The 15,171-nt window shown below is 57.9% G+C and carries 18 protein-coding genes; 14 read left to right on the forward strand and 4 right to left on the reverse strand.

Annotated elements, in window-relative coordinates; genetic code table 11:
* Positions 1–63: 63 nt before the first annotated feature.
* Positions 64–615 (reverse strand): ribosome biogenesis factor YjgA, encoded by a 552-nt coding sequence (yjgA, locus tag ABFV38_RS02350; protein WP_008501414.1) that lies wholly within the window; start codon positions 613–615, stop codon positions 64–66.
* 95 nt (positions 616–710) lie between these two features.
* Here yjgA and pmbA point away from each other — a divergent pair, with 95 nt between their 5' ends.
* Positions 711–2,063: a metalloprotease PmbA gene (gene pmbA / locus ABFV38_RS02355; RefSeq protein WP_032643854.1), complete on the forward strand. Its 1,353-nt coding sequence runs from the start codon at positions 711–713 to the stop codon at positions 2,061–2,063.
* 38 nt (positions 2,064–2,101) lie between these two features.
* Positions 2,102–2,488: a cytochrome b562 gene (gene cybC / locus ABFV38_RS02360; protein ID WP_008501412.1), complete on the forward strand. Its 387-nt coding sequence runs from the start codon at positions 2,102–2,104 to the stop codon at positions 2,486–2,488.
* 69 nt (positions 2,489–2,557) lie between these two features.
* Here cybC and ABFV38_RS02365 read toward each other — a convergent pair whose 3' ends face one another.
* Positions 2,558–2,713: a Hok/Gef family protein gene (locus tag ABFV38_RS02365; RefSeq protein ID WP_008501411.1), complete on the reverse strand. Its 156-nt coding sequence runs from the start codon at positions 2,711–2,713 to the stop codon at positions 2,558–2,560.
* A gap of 417 nt (positions 2,714–3,130) precedes the next feature.
* Between ABFV38_RS02365 and ABFV38_RS02370 the strand changes: the two genes are divergently transcribed.
* The 12 genes from ABFV38_RS02370 to ABFV38_RS02425 all read left to right on the forward strand — a co-directional run bounded on the left by ABFV38_RS02370 (position 3,131) and on the right by ABFV38_RS02425 (position 12,299).
* Positions 3,131–3,469, forward strand: a complete 339-nt coding sequence (locus ABFV38_RS02370; RefSeq protein ID WP_086374949.1) for a glycine dehydrogenase — start codon at positions 3,131–3,133, stop codon at positions 3,467–3,469.
* A 10-nt stretch (positions 3,470–3,479) separates the two neighbouring features.
* Positions 3,480–3,842, forward strand: a complete 363-nt coding sequence (locus tag ABFV38_RS02375; RefSeq protein ID WP_023293430.1) for an SFCGS family glycine-rich protein — start codon at positions 3,480–3,482, stop codon at positions 3,840–3,842.
* 2 nt (positions 3,843–3,844) lie between these two features.
* Positions 3,845–4,144 (forward strand): DUF4312 family protein, encoded by a 300-nt coding sequence (locus ABFV38_RS02380; protein WP_006810338.1) that lies wholly within the window; start codon positions 3,845–3,847, stop codon positions 4,142–4,144.
* Between the two features lie 22 nt (positions 4,145–4,166).
* Positions 4,167–4,943 carry a DUF4311 domain-containing protein gene (locus tag ABFV38_RS02385; RefSeq protein WP_008501408.1) on the forward strand — a complete coding sequence of 259 codons (777 nt, stop codon included), beginning with the start codon at positions 4,167–4,169 and terminating at the stop codon, positions 4,941–4,943.
* Positions 4,944–4,956: 13 nt separating this feature from the next.
* Positions 4,957–5,598, forward strand: coding sequence for a DUF4310 family protein (locus ABFV38_RS02390; RefSeq protein ID WP_003856081.1), 642 nt, complete (start codon positions 4,957–4,959; stop codon positions 5,596–5,598).
* A 42-nt stretch (positions 5,599–5,640) separates the two neighbouring features.
* A complete protein-coding gene (locus ABFV38_RS02395; RefSeq protein WP_348958357.1) occupies positions 5,641–6,774 on the forward strand; it encodes an amidohydrolase/deacetylase family metallohydrolase in 1,134 nt (377 codons plus the stop codon).
* Positions 6,758–7,876, forward strand: coding sequence for a DgaE family pyridoxal phosphate-dependent ammonia lyase (locus tag ABFV38_RS02400; RefSeq protein WP_348958358.1), 1,119 nt, complete (start codon positions 6,758–6,760; stop codon positions 7,874–7,876). The genes ABFV38_RS02395 and ABFV38_RS02400 overlap by 17 nt, the downstream gene beginning before the upstream one ends.
* Complete coding sequence (locus ABFV38_RS02405; protein WP_348958360.1) at positions 7,873–8,613, forward strand: KDGP aldolase family protein; 741 nt, start codon at positions 7,873–7,875, stop codon at positions 8,611–8,613. Before ABFV38_RS02400 ends, ABFV38_RS02405 begins: the two co-directional genes overlap by 4 nt.
* Positions 8,614–8,638: 25 nt before the next feature.
* Complete coding sequence (locus tag ABFV38_RS02410; RefSeq protein WP_262778607.1) at positions 8,639–9,775, forward strand: lactonase family protein; 1,137 nt, start codon at positions 8,639–8,641, stop codon at positions 9,773–9,775.
* A gap of 19 nt (positions 9,776–9,794) precedes the next feature.
* Complete coding sequence (locus ABFV38_RS02415; RefSeq protein WP_348958362.1) at positions 9,795–11,705, forward strand: PRD domain-containing protein; 1,911 nt, start codon at positions 9,795–9,797, stop codon at positions 11,703–11,705.
* A 77-nt stretch (positions 11,706–11,782) separates the two neighbouring features.
* A complete protein-coding gene (locus ABFV38_RS02420) occupies positions 11,783–12,025 on the forward strand; it encodes a type II toxin-antitoxin system RelB/DinJ family antitoxin (RefSeq protein ID WP_032651460.1) in 243 nt (80 codons plus the stop codon).
* Complete coding sequence (locus ABFV38_RS02425) at positions 12,015–12,299, forward strand: type II toxin-antitoxin system RelE/ParE family toxin (protein WP_167214229.1); 285 nt, start codon at positions 12,015–12,017, stop codon at positions 12,297–12,299. The genes ABFV38_RS02420 and ABFV38_RS02425 overlap by 11 nt, the downstream gene beginning before the upstream one ends.
* A 3-nt stretch (positions 12,300–12,302) precedes the next feature.
* Here ABFV38_RS02425 and nrdG read toward each other — a convergent pair whose 3' ends face one another.
* Both nrdG and nrdD read right to left on the reverse strand, forming a co-directional pair.
* Positions 12,303–12,767, reverse strand: coding sequence for an anaerobic ribonucleoside-triphosphate reductase-activating protein (gene nrdG / locus ABFV38_RS02430; protein WP_348958365.1), 465 nt, complete (start codon positions 12,765–12,767; stop codon positions 12,303–12,305).
* A gap of 105 nt (positions 12,768–12,872) precedes the next feature.
* Positions 12,873–15,011, reverse strand: coding sequence for an anaerobic ribonucleoside-triphosphate reductase (gene nrdD / locus ABFV38_RS02435; protein WP_063622677.1), 2,139 nt, complete (start codon positions 15,009–15,011; stop codon positions 12,873–12,875).
* Positions 15,012–15,171 lie beyond the last annotated feature (160 nt).

Genomic DNA, 15,171 nt, shown 5'->3' on the forward strand with positions numbered 1-15,171 from the left:
GCGCTTGCGCTTACCGGGCCTACGTTCTTTTCCCCCTCGCCCCTCCGGGGTGAAGGGAACGGATTACTCTTCGTTCTCAGACAGCTCGCGCAGATACTGGAAAATCAGGCGCGCAGACTTCGGCGGCTTATTCCCTTCTTTCTCTTTCTTCGCGTTGCGGATCAAGGAACGCAGCTGCTGGCGGTCGGCATCCGGCCACAGGTTCAGCACTTCCGGTACGGCGTCATCACCCTGTTCAATCAGACGATCGCGGATCTGCTCCAGCTTGTGGAACAGCGCAACCTGCTGGTTGTGGCGGTTTTTCAGCTTGTCCAGCGCCTGGCGGATCGGATCAACATCGCGCTGACGCAGCATTTTCCCGATAAGCTGAAGCTGGCGACGACGGCCTTCTTTTTTGATTTTCTGTGCCAGTTCAATGGCATCGCGCAGATCCTGGTCGAGCGGGATCTTATCCAGCGCGTTTTTACCCAGTTCTACCATTTCCGCGCCAAGCTGTTTTAACTCTTCGGCGTCACGTTTAATTTCACTTTTACTGACCCAGATGATCTCATCATCTTCGTCTTCGATGTCATCACCGGGAACGTCGTCGAGCCAGTCTTCGGGCTGCTTAGTCATGTCAGGCTCCTTAAAAAAAGAGGCTAATGTTACCAGTTAAGACGCGCACTGAAAAACGGTTCTCTGTTAGACTTCAGTTAACTCTCTCTTACAGTATGGCATTTGCGATGAAAGTAACCTCACAAGTTGAAGCGCAGCGTAAGATTCTGGAAGAAGCCGTCTCCACCGCGCTGATGCTTGCTTCAGAAAAATCAGATGGCGCCGAAGTGGCGGTCAGCAAAACCACCGGCATTAGCGTGAGCACCCGCTATGGCGAAGTGGAGAATGTCGAATTCAACAGCGACGGCGCGCTGGGTATCACGGTATACCACCAGAATCGCAAAGGCAGTGCGTCATCCACCGATCTCAGTCCGGATGCCATCGCCCGTACGGTGCAGGCCGCGCTGGATATCGCCCGTTACACCTCGCCGGATCCTTACGCCGGCGTGGCGGATAAAGATCTGCTGGCGTTTGACGCGCCGGATCTCGATCTGTTCCACCCGGCGGAAGTGACCCCGGACGAAGCCATTGAACTGGCTGCTCGCGCCGAGCAGGCTTCCCTGCAGGCCGACAAGCGCATTACCAATACCGAAGGCGGCAGCTTTAACAGCCACTACGGCATCAAAGTCTTTGGCAACAGCCACGGCATGCTGCAGGGCTACTGTTCTACCCGCCACTCGCTCTCCAGCTGCGTCATCGCCGAAGAGAACGGTGACATGGAGCGCGACTACGCCTACACCATTGGCCGCGCGCTGGGGGATTTGCAGTCTCCGGAGTGGGTAGGCAAAGAATGTGCTGAACGTACGCTGTCTCGCCTGTCGCCGCGTAAACTCTCCACCATGAAAGCGCCGGTGATTTTTGCCAATGAAGTGGCGACCGGTCTGTTTGGCCATCTGGTGGGGGCGATTGCGGGCGGCTCCGTTTACCGTAAATCAACCTTCTTGCTCGACTCGCTGGGCAAGCAGATCCTGCCGGAATGGCTGACCATCGAAGAACATCCGCACCTGCTGAAAGGGCTGGCCTCCACGCCGTTCGACAGCGAAGGCGTGCGCACCGAACGTCGTGACATTGTCAAAGACGGCGTGCTGACCCAGTGGCTGCTGACCAACTACTCTGCGCGCAAGCTGGGGCTGAAAAGCACCGGGCACGCGGGCGGCATTCACAACTGGCGCATTGCCGGGCAGGGCCTCAACTTTGAGCAGATGCTGAAAGAGATGGGCACCGGTCTGGTGGTGACCGAGCTGATGGGTCAGGGCGTCAGCGGCATCACCGGAGACTACTCTCGCGGTGCGGCGGGTTTCTGGGTGGAAAACGGTGAAATCCAGTATCCGGTGAGCGAAATTACCATCGCTGGCAATCTGAAGGATATGTGGCGCAATATCGTTACGGTCGGTAACGATATTGAAACACGCAGCAATATACAGTGTGGTTCTGTATTACTTCCGGAAATGAAAATCGCCGGACAATAGAGATAGCGTTTTGTTAATAATAAAAAAGGAAGTGAGCAATGCGTAAACATCTGTTAGCGATCGTCGCAGCTTCAACGCTGGTTCTTGGCTCTTCTGCGTTTGCTGCCGATCTTGAAGACGACATGGGCATCCTCGGTCAAAACCTGAAGGTGGTGCAGAAAACCGACAATGCGGCGGAAATGAAAGACGCGCTGACCAAAATGCGTGAAGCGGCGCTGGACGCCCAAAAAGCGACGCCGCCGAAGCTGGAAAGCAAAGCGGCAGACAGTGCAGAGATGAAAGACTACCGCCACGGCTTTGACGTGCTGGTCGGCCAGATCGACGGCGCGCTGAAGCTCGCTAACGAAGGCAAAGTGAAAGAAGCCCAGGCGGCGGCCGAGCAGTTTGTGACCACGCGCAATACGTACCACAAAAAGTATCGTTAATTGGGTGCCTGAGCTGTACGTCCTTCCCCGTATGCGGAGGCGCATGACGCGCCCCCGCATCCTTGCTCCTTACTGGCCGGAGCGACAATCCATCCGCGCTGTCACTTCAAGCGAGCCGTTTCGAAAACGGATTTCGCACAGTGTTTTCCTCGTCACCAGCGTTAAGATGATTATTGTCAAAGCAATAATCATCAAAACCCCGATACTTGGGGATTGGCGTTTCATGGATGCCTCCTTGCTGTAAAGCGGGCGAGGTAGCGAACTCCACGGTCGTGACGTGTCGTTTCGAGCCCCCGCCCTGATTTTCTATCAGGCGGGGCTTTCCACTTTCCGTCCCATGCCTGAGACGGTCAGTCTCAAGCACCCGCCGCCACTCTACCCAATCCCCATAAGAAAACCTTATCCACGTCACATTTCTACGAGCCTGCTCGGAATCTTTTCCACTCTGCTTACCCGTTCGTTCCCGCGTAATAGCGTGATATTCATCACGTGAATACATCGATTTATCCAGATTCGGCGCATTTATGTGGCACAGATCACTGCTGCGGCTCGCCTTTCCACTTCGAAGTGGAAAACAACTCGCTACAAACCCTTCCCTCCCACCGTTAGTTTTAATCCAGAGCCATTAACGGGGTAAGACCAGTGATTAACGGAGCGGTAATGAACGACGTTGGGGAACAGGCGGTGCAAACAGATCAACTCGCAAACACCATGCTGCAGCAGGTCTATGCCCTGCTGGCCCGGAACAACATCATCCCCAATGCAGTACAGGAGCAGATGCTCACCTCCCACGTGCGCGCCATGGCGCACCGGTCCGTGACCGGCGAGCCGCTGCCGGAGGTTGAAGCAGAGCTGTTTGACGAAATTTCACCGGATTCAATGCGGCTTGCCCGTGAAGTGGTCGCGCAGTTTGGCAACCTTCCTGATGAAGAAGCCTGGCTGCTCTCCGTTCACTTTGAAGTCGCAAAAGACAACCTTTAAGGAGCAACACATGGAACAGATTACAGTCGTGATTGGCGATCGCCTGGGTAAAGGTCAGAAAGTGGCTGCCGGTGTGGAAAAAGCAGGTGGACGCGCGGTGGTTGTGCCGGGTATGGCGGCAGACATGAAGCTGGGCGACGTAATGAAAGCGGAAAACGCCACCTTCGGCATCTCCTTCTGCGGCAGCGGCGGCGCGGGTGCCATCACCGCCCAGACCAAGTATGGCTACAAAGCCAAATACGGCATGCGTTCCGTGGAAGAGGGCGTGACCGCCATCAACGAAGGCTGCAACGTGCTGGGCTTTGGCTTTATGGATAAAGAAGAGCTTGGCGAGCGTCTGGTACAGGCGTGGCAGAAGAAATACGGCGCATAAGCATGAAAGAACAGTTCACAACCACGGTGAGAGTGAAGGGGAAGGGCGACGCCAAAGCGCGCGCCTTTGCCGACGCGCTCAACCACGTTCAGGCCGCGGTGATGAAAGCTTCACCGCATATCTTACTGCGTATTGAGCCACAGGATGTGCAGGTCGTTCAGGCGCAAGAAGCGGTGCGTAAAGAAGCGTTTCTGTTCTTCTTTCTGCGCCGGGAAAGACGCACCTACAGCGTGGAGCTGGATGTGACCGTCAACGTGACAGCCATCAATCTCGACCAGGTGGATTTCGTCACGCAACGCTGATTATTCATAAAAGGGCAGACTGATGTTCTTAATTATATTAATAAAATCGCTCATTATTGGCGGCCTGGTTGGCGTCGGTGTGGGTGCCGGGGCTGCACGCATGTTTCATGCGCCTACCACTCAGGGTATGGGCGCGTTTCGTACGTTGGGGGAACTGAACTCCTGTGAAGGGGATCCGGCGTCCCACTTCTCCTTTGGGTTAGGTTTCTTCTTTAACGCCTGGGCCTCTTCCGTGGCCGCAGGGGCTTTCACACAGGACGTTGACCACCGCATCATCCCAAACTGGGGTGCGGCTGCACTGATGATCAAAAACCGTAACGTCGGCGAAACGCTGCACGATCCCCGCAAAATGGCGATTGCCTGCGGCGTGATCGGCATGATCGTTGTGACCTTCCTTAACCTGACCGCCTCCTCCGTTCCCGCAGCGCTTCAGGTCACCGCCGTGAAGGTGCTGGTGCCGGCGGCAAACCTGCTGGTGAACACCGTGATGCCGGTGATCTTCTGGCTGGCAGCCATCGATGCGGGTAAAAAATCGGGCTTCTGGGCCACTATCTTCGGCGGCGCGGCGCAGCTGATTATGGGCAACGCCGTACCGGGCCTGGTGCTGGGGATCCTGATCGGGAAAGGCGTGGAAGAGAGCGGCTGGAACCACGTCACCAAAGTGATGATGGCGGCTATCGTCCTGCTCTTCGTGCTGAGCGGCTTCTTCCGCGGTTTCGACATGAAGATGATCGAATCCTTCCATCTGACCGTGCCGAACTGGCTCGACATGATCCACAACTCGCTCAGCGGTAAATAACAGGAGCCTCTAAATGGAACAGAATAAAGGTTTTTGGTATGCCGACTGGTCGTTCCCGATCTTTGTTGGCCTGCTCTCCTCTGGCGTGTTTGCCGGGACGCACATGTACTACCTCTACGGCATCGGCGCGTTTAACGAAGTGGCCTTCGTGGCGATGCTGAAAGCGGGTATTGATACCGGCGTTTACGGCGCGGTGGCGGCGTTTGGCGCGAGCTTCCTGTTCGCCCGTATTATCGAAGGGTCGCTGGTCGGTATTCTCGACATCGGCGGGGCGATCCAGACCGGCGTAGGCCTCGGCGTACCGGCGCTGCTGCTGGGCGCGGGGATCATGTTCCCGGTGACCAACTTCATTGCTTCGCTGATCACCGGCCTGGTGATTGGTCTGGCGATTGGCTACGTCATCATCCTGGCGCGTAAGTTCACCATCAACCAGAGCAACTCCACCTACGGCGCAGACGTGATGATGGGCGCGGGCAACGCCTCCGGCCGCTTCCTCGGGCCGTTGATCATCCTCAGCGCCATGACCGCCTCCATTCCGATCGGCGTTGGCTCGCTGGTGGGTGCGCTGCTGTTCTATATCTGGCAGAAGCCGATTACCGGTGGCGCTATCCTCGGTGCGATGATTCTGGGCTGGCTGTTCCCGGTTGCCCTTTAATACCCGCGGGCGCGCTGGCGCCCGCCTTATCAGGAGATCCTCATGTTTGATTTACTCCTGCGCCGTGCGCGCCTCACCGACGATACCCTGACCGATATCGCCATTCAGGACGGGAAAATCGCGGCGCTGGGCGAGATTAACGCGCCCGCGCATAAAACGGTTGAGCTGAACGGTGAAGTGTTCGTCAGCGCAGGCTGGATTGACTCCCACGTACACTGCTACCCGAACTCCCCGATTTACCACGACGAACCCGACAGCGTGGGCGTTGCCACCGGCGTCACCACCGTAGTGGACGCGGGCAGCACCGGCGCCGACGACGTGGATGATTTCTATGCGATTACCCGCAAGGCCTCCACCGAGGTTTTTGCTCTGCTAAACATCTCCCGCGTGGGGCTGATTGCGCAGAACGAGCTGGCCAATATGGCCAATATTGATGCCGACGCGGTGAAGCAGGCGGTGAAGCGCCACCCTGATTTTATCGTCGGCCTGAAGGCGCGTATGAGCAGCAGCGTGGTCGGTGAAAACGGCATTACGCCGCTGGAGCGCGCGAAAGCGATTCAGAAAGAGAACGGCGACCTGCCGCTGATGGTGCACATCGGCAACAACCCGCCAAATCTCGACGAAATCGCCGAACTCCTGAGTTCGGGCGACATCATTACCCACTGCTATAACGGCAAGCCTAACCGCATTCTCACGCCCTCCGGTGAGCTGCGCGCCTCCATTTCCTCTGCCCTGAAGCGCGGCGTGCGTCTGGACGTGGGGCACGGCACGGCGAGCTTTAGCTTTGAGGTGGCAAAACGCGCTATCGCGATGGGCATTCTGCCGCACACCATCAGCTCAGATATCTACTGCCGCAACCGCATCAACGGCCCGGTAGGCTCGCTGGCAAGCGTGATGTCGAAGTTTCTCGCCATCGGCATGTCATTGCCGCAGGTGATTGACTGCGTCACGGCGAACGCCGCCGACGGCCTGCGCCTGACGCGCAAGGGCCGCATTCAGCCGGGTCTCGACGCCGACCTGACGCTATTCATCCTCAAACGTCAGCCGACGGTGCTGACGGATGCCGAAAACGACAGCCTGCAGGCTGAACAAATTCTGGTGCCGCTTGCCGCGATCCGCGCGGGCAAGGGCTACATGACCGAACAAGGGAGCACGGAAAATGCCTTCGATTTATGAGAAGTACCATTTAAAGCAGGTTATCAACACCTCTGGCCGCATGACGGCGCTGGGCGTCTCTACGCCGCGCCCGGAGGTGGTGCAGGCGGCGATGGACGGCATGAATCACTATTTCGAGATGAAGGATCTGGTCAATAAAACCGGGGAGTACATCGCGAAGCTGCTGGACGTGGAAGGGGCGACGGTCGTCTCCTGCGCGTCGGCGGGCATTGCCCAGTCCGTTGCGGCGGTGCTGGTCAAAGACAGCGACTGGCTGCTGGAAAATCTGCACGTTACCCCAATTGAGAACAACGAAATCGTCCTGCCGAAAGGCCACAACGTGAACTTTGGCGCGCCGGTGGGCACCATGGTCGCGCTGGGCGGCGGCAGGCTGGTGGAGGCGGGCTACGCCAACGAATGTTCCGCCGATCAGCTGGCGGCGGCGATCACCCCGCGCACGGCGGCGATCCTCTATATCAAATCTCACCACTGCGTGCAGAAAAGCATGCTCAGCGTCGAGCAGGCGGCGGTTGTCGCGCGTAAACACGACTTGCCGCTCATCGTCGATGCCGCGGCGGAAGAAGATCTGCATGTTTACTACCGCTCCGGCGCGGACCTGGTGATCTACAGCGGCGCGAAGGCGATTGAAGGCCCAACCAGCGGACTGGTGATCGGCAAAACCCAGTACGTTGAGTGGGTCAAACGCCAGACGGCGGGCATTGGCCGCGCCATGAAGGTGGGTAAAGAGGGCATTCTTGGCCTGACCTGCGCTATCGAACACTATCTGACGGCCACCAAAGAGAGCGGCGCCGAGATGGTGGCGAAAATGACGCCGTTTATCGAGGCGCTCAACACCCTGAACGGTGTCACCGCGCGCGTGGTGTGGGACAGCGCCGGACGCGACATCGCCCGCACCGAGATTAAATTTGACGAAGCCACCACCGGCGTCGGCACGGGTGACCTGGTGGCGAAGCTGAAGCAGGGCGAATACGCCATTTACTTCCGTGGCTACAAGGCCAACGAAGGGATTATCGAAGCGGATGTGCGCAGCGTGAATGCTGCTCAGCTGAACATCGTGTACCGCCGCATTAGCGAAGTATTAGGACAGGAGAAAAACGCATGAAACTGACCCCCAACTTTTACCGTGACCGCGTCTGTCTGAACGTGCTGGCAGGGTCGAAAACCAACGCCAGCGCCATCTACGAGGCGGCGGAAGGTCACGTGCTGGTGGGCGTGCTCTCCAAAAATTACCCGGACGTGGCCAGCGCGGTAGCGGATATGCGCGAGTACGCGGCGCTGATTGATAACGCGCTCTCCGTTGGCCTCGGCGCGGGGGATCCGAACCAGTCGGCGATGGTGAGCGAGATCTCCCGTCAGGTGCAGCCGCAGCACGTCAACCAGGTCTTTACCGGCGTGGCTACCAGCCGCGCGCTGCTGGGGCAGAACGAGTCCGTGGTCAACGGTCTGGTCTCCCCGACCGGCACCGTCGGAATGGTGAAAATCTCCACCGGCCCGCTGAGCAGCAAAGCGCCGGACGGCATCGTGCCGGTTGAAACGGCGATTGCCCTGCTGAAAGATTTCGGCGGCAGCTCTATCAAATACTTCCCGATGGGCGGCCTGAAGTGCCGTGACGAGTACAAGGCGGTAGCGGAAGCCTGCGCCCGCCACGACTTCTGGCTGGAGCCGACCGGAGGTATCGATCTGGAAAACTATGAGGAGATCCTGCAGATCGCCCTCGACGCGGGCGTGAGCAAAATCATCCCGCATATCTACAGCTCGATTATCGACAAAGCCAGCGGTGATACGCGTCCGGAAGATGTGCGTACCCTGCTGGCGATGACGAAGAAGCTGGTGAAGTAGAACTCACATCTATACAGGAGCCACCATGCACACCCGTACCTTGCTTGTCGCTTCACTCTCAATGCTCGCCACCGCCGCTGTCGCCCAGACGCAATATGCCTGGGTGGGTACCTATAATCCGAACGGTGAAGGGTTGTACCGTTTTACTGTTAACCCGCAAACCGGCGCGCTGAACGATAAAACGCTGGTGAGCAAACTGCCGAATGCGGCGCAGTTGACCCTTTCACAGGACGGCAAAACGCTGTATCTGGCAAGCGAAGTGGAGCAGGGCGTGGTGCAGGCGCTGCGCGTCGGCGATAACGGTGAGCTGAGCGAGCTCAATCAGGTGGCCTCCGGCGGTGCCGGGCCGGTGTATCTCTCCCTGACGCCGAACGGCCAGCATCTGCTGGTGGCGAACTATGTCAGCGGCTCAATTGCCGTTTTACCCGTCAACGCAGACGGTAGCCTGGGTGAAGCCACGGACAAACATCAGGATCAAGGCGAACCGGGCGCGGCGAAGCCCGAAGCTGCTGCGGAGGGCAGTTTCGCGATCAGCGATCATAATGGCCCCCATGCGCACATGATCGCCGCCGATCCGAGCGGGAAATACGTGTTTTCCACCGATCTTGGGCTGGATCGCATCTATCAGTACCGTTTTGACGATCGGACAGGAAAGCTGACGCCGAACGATCCGCCGTTTATCAGCGCCTCCTCGAAAGGCGCCGGGCCGCGCCACTTTGTCTTTACGCCGAAGGGCGATGCCCTGTGGTTGATTAACGAAGAGGCGTCTACGCTCACCCGGTACACCGTGAACGCCAACGGCACCCTGAAAGAGGATAAAACGGTCTCTGCTCTGCCGGAAGGTTACAAAGGCACCAGCTTTGCTGCCGGGCTCGCATTAAGCGCCGATGGCAGGCAGCTGTATGTGGCTAACCGTTTGCATAACAGCATCGGGCACTTTACCGTAACAGCAGAGGGCACGCTGACGCATCAGGATGACGTGTGGACGCGTGGTGATTATCCCCGCACCCTGACGCTCGATAAGCAGGGACGCTGGCTGTACGTCATGAACCAGCGCAGCGACAACATTACCCGTTTCCGCGTGGCGCAGGACGGGAAATTGAGCTTCGAACCGGACTATACCCCGGTCGGCAGCCCATCCCAGATGGTCATTTCACCTTAAGCTGTTAGAGGACAACGACGTGCGATTTCCGAACCAACGTTTAGCGCAACTTTTCGATCTGTTGCAAAACGAGACGCTGCCGCAGGACGAGCTGGCGCAGCGGCTGTCGGTCTCCACGCGAACCGTCCGTGCAGATATCACCGCCCTGAACGCGCTGCTGGCCAGCCACGGCGCGCAGTTTATCCTGAGCCGGGGCAACGGCTACCAGCTCAAAATTGAGGATGCCGAGCGCTATCAGCAGCTTCAGGCATCCCACCCGCGCGCGCTGCGTATCCCACGGACCGGGCCGGAGCGCGTGCATTATCTGGTGGTGCGTTTTCTCACCTCGGCGTTTTCGCTTAAGCTGGAGGATCTGGCGGACGAGTGGTTCGTCAGCCGCGCCACGCTGCAAAGCGACATGGCGGAGGTACGCGAGTGGTTTCATCGTTACAACCTGACGCTGGAAACCCGTCCGCGCCATGGGATGAAGCTGTTTGGTAGCGAGATGTCGACCCGCGCGTGCCTGACCGATCTGCTCTGGGAGCTGGCGCAGCAGGACAGCCTGAACCCGCTGGTGACCGACGTGGCGCTGAATGCGGGCGTGGCGGAGCAGATGGTGCCGGTGCTGCACGACGCCTTGACGCGTCACCACATTCGCCTGACCGATGAAGGCGAGCTGTTCCTGCGCCTGTACTGCGCGGTGTCGGTACGTCGCATCAGCGAAGGTTACCCGCTGCCGGAATTCCATGCCGAAGACGTGGAAGAGAACGTGCGCGAGGCGGCGAAGGATATCGCGGTGACCATCCAGCAGCTGGCGGGCAAAACGCTTTCGCCGTCGGAGGAGAGCTGGCTGTGCGTGCACATTGCGGCGCGGCAGATCCAGGAGATCGCGCCCAGCGCGATTAATGCCGATGACGATGAAGCGCTGGTCAACTACATCCTGCGCTACATCAACACCCACTATAACTACAACCTGCTTAGCGACGCGCAGCTGCACGCGGATCTGCTGACGCATATTAAAACCATGATCACCCGCGTGCGGTATCAAATCATGATCCCCAATCCGCTGCTGGATAACATCAAGCAGCACTACCCGATGGCGTGGGACATGACGCTGGCCGCGGTGTCGAGCTGGGGCAAATACACGCCATATGTGATCAGCGAAAACGAGATTGGTTTCCTGGTGCTGCATATTGGTGTCGGGCTGGAGCGCCACTACAACATTGGCTACCAGCGTCAGCCGCGCGTGCTGCTGGTATGCGACGCCGGTAATGCGATGGTGCGCATGATTGAGGCGGTGCTGCAGCGTAAATACCCGCAGATTGAGGTGACGCGCACGCTCACCCTGCGCGAGTATGAGCTGGCGGAAACGATTGGCGAAGACTTTGTGATCGCCACCGCCCGCGTCAGCGAAAAGTCAAAACCAGTGGTGATGATCGCCCCGTTCCCGACCGACTATCAGTTAGAACAGATTGGCAAACTGGTGCTGGTGGACCGCACCCGCCCGTGGATGCTGGATAAATACTTCGACGCGGCCCACTTCCGCATTATCGACAAGCCGATCGATCAGCAGACGCTGTTCCGCGAGCTGTGTGAACAGCTTGAGGCAGAAGGCTTTGTTGGCGTGGAGTTTCTGGATTCGGTTGTTGAGCGTGAAGCTATCGTCAGCACCATGCTCGGCGACGGCATCGCGCTGCCGCACTCCCTCGGCCTGCTGGCGCAGAAAACGGTGGTCTACACCGTGCTGGCCCCGCACGGCGTTCAGTGGGGCGACGAAACCGCGCACGTCATCTTCCTGCTTGCCATCAGCAAAAGCGAATACGAAGAGGCGATGGCGATTTACGATATCTTCGTCACCTTCCTGCGCGAGCGGGCGATGTCACGTCTCTGTAGTTGCGAGGATTTTGCCGGCTTTAAGGCGGTGGCGATGGAGAGTTTGAGTCGTTTTTGAGAGGCGTTATCCAGAATTCGATGTAATGCGAATGTAATGCTAAACTGCATTACACATTCGATTTTACTGGAGTCATAATGGCCACGCTAAACGTCCGTTTGGATGACAAACTCAAAAACGAGGCTTATGCCGTGCTGGAAAAACTCAATATTACTCCAACGGAAGCGGTGCGATTGCTGTTTCAGTACATTGCTGAAACGGGGCGCATGCCGGTGAAAACGGTCACCATTAGCGACAGCGAAGATGCGCTGATACAGACAGTCCGGGAGCGACTGGCTAATCCACAAAAGGGAATAAAGGTTCGTCTGGATGACTTATGAACTGGAATTTGACCCGAGGGCGTTAAAGGAGTGGAGCAAGCTGGGGGATACGGTCAAACAACAATTTAAGAAGAAACTTGCCGGGGTGTTGGTAAACCCCAGGGTCGAATCCGCCCGCCTGCATGGGCTGCCGGATTGCTACAAAATCAAACTCAAGGCGTCCGGCTATCGCCTGGTTTATCAGGTTCAGGACAGCGTTATAACGGTATTTGTTATCGCCGTTGGGAAAAGAGAAAAATCAGCCGCTTATCATGACGCAAACAAACGGCTCTAATGCTCACCGCAAATGATGCACAACCTGGTTGCTGCTGCCGCGCCAGATGAGCGCCGGGTCTTTTAAATCCTGCATGAACTTGCCGTCGACCAGCACGTTAATCAGATCCACGACTTCCATCTGCTGCGCGTCCAGCTCATCCAGCTTGTAGCCTGTCCAGACCCAGATATCTTTTCCCGAGCACTCGCGGCGAATGCGCTTCACCAGCTTCAAAATATCCGGCACGTTTTGCGGATGCAGCGGATCGCCGCCGGAGAGCGAAATTCCCTGGCGGTGAATGCGCGTGTCGTTCAGGTCGCTGATGATTTTATCTTCCATCTCCGCGGTGAACGGCTTGCCGGAATTCAGGCGCCAGGTGCTTTTGTTGTAGCAGCCGGGGCATTCGTGGACGCAGCCTGAGACGAACAGGGTGCAGCGGGTGCCGGGGCCGTTGACGATGTCGACGGGGTAGTACTGGTGATAGTTCATCGCGAATAACCACGCCGGGTGGCGCTGCGCTTACCCGGCCTACAAAAGAGATCGGTCCGTAGGCCCGGTAAGCGCAGCGCCACCGGGCATTAACGTGGCAGCGGATTAACCGATCTGCCCATTCCCCAGATGCTTCACGCGGCGCTTCACCTCTTCCTGCTTGCCGGCGTTAAACGGACGGGCGTCCGGGCTACCGAGGTAGCCGCACACGCGACGAGTCACGGAGACGCGGGCCGCATCGTGGTTGCCGCATTTCGGGCAGGTAAAGCCTTTACTCGTACATTCAAACTCGCCGGTAAAGCCGCATTCGTAGCACTCGTCGATAGGCGTGTTGGTCCCGTAATACGGCACGTGCTGGTAGCTGTAATCCCACACGTCCTCCAGCGCCTTCAGGTTGTGCTGAATGTTCGGGTACTCGCCGTAGCAGATAAAGCCGCCGCTGGCGATTGGCGGATACGCCGCTTCGAAGTCGATCTTGTCGTACGGGTTCACCTTCTTCTCCACGTCGAGGTGGAAGCTGTTGGTGTAGTACCCTTTGTCGGTCACGCCTTCCACAATCCCGAACTCGGCGGTGTCCAGACGGCAGAAGCGGTCGCACAGGTTCTCGCTTGGGGTGCTGTACAGGCTGAACCCGTAGCCGGTTTCCTCTTTCCACTGGTCTACCGCGTCGCGCAGGCGCTGAACGATGGCGATGCCTTTCTCACGCAGGGCTTCGCTGTCGTACATGTGCGTATCGCCAAACAGCGCGTTGATGGTTTCGTGAATGCCGATATAGCCCAGCGAAATCGACGCGCGACCGTTTTTGAAGATCTCAGACACGTCATCGTCCGCCTTCAGGCGCACGCCACAGGCCCCTTCCATATAGAGGATCGGCGCGACGCGGGCTTTGACCCCTTCCAGACGGGCAATACGGGTCATCAGCGCCTTACGCGCCAGCTGCAGGCGCTCGTCCAGCAGCGCCCAGAAGGCGTCTTCATTGCCTTTCGCTTCCAGCGCGATGCGCGGCAGGTTCAGGCTGATCACGCCGAGGTTGTTGCGCCCGTCGTGGATCTGCTCGCCGTTTTCATCCTCGTACACGCCGAGGAAGCTGCGGCAGCCCATTGGCGTTTTAAACGAACCGGTGACCTTCACCACCTGATCGTAGTTCAGGATGTCCGGATACATGCGCTTGCTCGCGCACTCCAGCGCCAGCTGTTTGATGTCGTAGTTTGGATCGCCAAACTTGTGGTTCAGGCCGTCGCGAATCGCGAAAACCAGTTTCGGGAACACCGCAGTTTTACGGTTTTTGCCAAGGCCGGAAATACGGTTGCGCAGAATGGACTGCTGGATCAGACGCGATTCCCAGCTGGTGCCCAGGCCAAAGCCGAAGGTCACAAACGGCGTCTGGCCGTTGGCGGTGTGTAGCGTGTTTACCTCATATTCCAGCGACTGGAACGCGTCGTAGCACTCTTTTTCGGTGCGGGAGTGCGCGTAGCCGTCAGCGTCCGGAATGTGCCACTCGTCAGCCGTTTTACGGTGCTTGTTGAAGCTTGCCGTGACGAACGGAGCCAGCACTTCATCAATACGGTTAATGGTGGTGCCGCCGTAAATATGGCTGGCGACCTGGGCGATAATCTGCGCCGTGACCGCGGTGGCCGTGGAGATTGACTTAGGCGGTTCAATCTCGGCGTTGCCCATTTTAAAACCGTGGGTCAGCATGCCTTTCAGGTCGATCAGCATGCAGTTGAACATCGGGAAGAACGGCGAATAGTCGAGATCGTGGTAGTGAATTTCGCCGCGCTCGTGCGCCGAAACCACGTCGCGCGGCAGCAGATGCTGGCGGGCATAGTGTTTGGCGACGATACCGGCCAGTAGATCGCGCTGGGTGGGGATCACTTTACTGTCTTTGTTGGCGTTTTCATTGAGCAGGGCGGAGTTGGTCTGCTCCACCAGGCCACGGATCTCCTGGTTCAGACGACCGCGCTTCTCGCGCTGCACGTCACGATCGTGGCGGTACTCAATGTAGGCGCGCGCCAGCTGCTTGTAGGGCCCTGCCATCAGTTGGTTCTCAACCGCGGTCTGGATCTCGTTGATATCGACCTGGCTGCGTTCATTCATCTGGCTGCTAACGACTTCTGCGACGGTGGCGCAGTAATCTGCGTCATCGACTCCCGCTGCTTTAGCTGCACGCAGAATGGCTTCCTGGATGCGCTCTGATTTAAACGGCACTTTACAGCCATCACGTTTCATCACATGCGGTGTCATGATCACTCCATTTTTGAAAACAGGTTATCCACAGAGGTGGAGAAGTATTCACCGGACGCATTTCCCGCCAGGCCAAAGACTTCCCGCGTTCCCAGCTCGTGTTATCCACAATTCCGGCCAGCGTAAGCGCCGTCTTGTTGTTGGAATAGTAGACGATAAA

The sequence above is a fragment of the Enterobacter cloacae complex sp. Mu1197 genome (assembly GCF_040059225.1).
Lineage (GTDB): Bacteria > Pseudomonadota > Gammaproteobacteria > Enterobacterales > Enterobacteriaceae > Enterobacter > Enterobacter quasiroggenkampii.

Coding starts and splice junctions, on each gene's coding strand:
- yjgA (WP_008501414.1), bottom strand. CDS start 615: ATGACTAAGCAGCCCGAAGACTGGCTCGACGACGTTCCCGGTGATGAC.
- pmbA (WP_032643854.1), top strand. CDS start 711: ATGGCATTTGCGATGAAAGTAACCTCACAAGTTGAAGCGCAGCGTAAG.
- cybC (WP_008501412.1), top strand. CDS start 2,102: ATGCGTAAACATCTGTTAGCGATCGTCGCAGCTTCAACGCTGGTTCTT.
- ABFV38_RS02365 (WP_008501411.1), bottom strand. CDS start 2,713: ATGAAACGCCAATCCCCAAGTATCGGGGTTTTGATGATTATTGCTTTG.
- ABFV38_RS02375 (WP_023293430.1), top strand. CDS start 3,480: ATGGAACAGATTACAGTCGTGATTGGCGATCGCCTGGGTAAAGGTCAG.
- ABFV38_RS02380 (WP_006810338.1), top strand. CDS start 3,845: ATGAAAGAACAGTTCACAACCACGGTGAGAGTGAAGGGGAAGGGCGAC.
- ABFV38_RS02385 (WP_008501408.1), top strand. CDS start 4,167: ATGTTCTTAATTATATTAATAAAATCGCTCATTATTGGCGGCCTGGTT.
- ABFV38_RS02390 (WP_003856081.1), top strand. CDS start 4,957: ATGGAACAGAATAAAGGTTTTTGGTATGCCGACTGGTCGTTCCCGATC.
- ABFV38_RS02395 (WP_348958357.1), top strand. CDS start 5,641: ATGTTTGATTTACTCCTGCGCCGTGCGCGCCTCACCGACGATACCCTG.
- ABFV38_RS02400 (WP_348958358.1), top strand. CDS start 6,758: ATGCCTTCGATTTATGAGAAGTACCATTTAAAGCAGGTTATCAACACC.
- ABFV38_RS02405 (WP_348958360.1), top strand. CDS start 7,873: ATGAAACTGACCCCCAACTTTTACCGTGACCGCGTCTGTCTGAACGTG.
- ABFV38_RS02410 (WP_262778607.1), top strand. CDS start 8,639: ATGCACACCCGTACCTTGCTTGTCGCTTCACTCTCAATGCTCGCCACC.
- ABFV38_RS02420 (WP_032651460.1), top strand. CDS start 11,783: ATGGCCACGCTAAACGTCCGTTTGGATGACAAACTCAAAAACGAGGCT.
- ABFV38_RS02425 (WP_167214229.1), top strand. CDS start 12,015: ATGACTTATGAACTGGAATTTGACCCGAGGGCGTTAAAGGAGTGGAGC.
- nrdG (WP_348958365.1), bottom strand. CDS start 12,767: ATGAACTATCACCAGTACTACCCCGTCGACATCGTCAACGGCCCCGGC.
- nrdD (WP_063622677.1), bottom strand. CDS start 15,011: ATGACACCGCATGTGATGAAACGTGATGGCTGTAAAGTGCCGTTTAAA.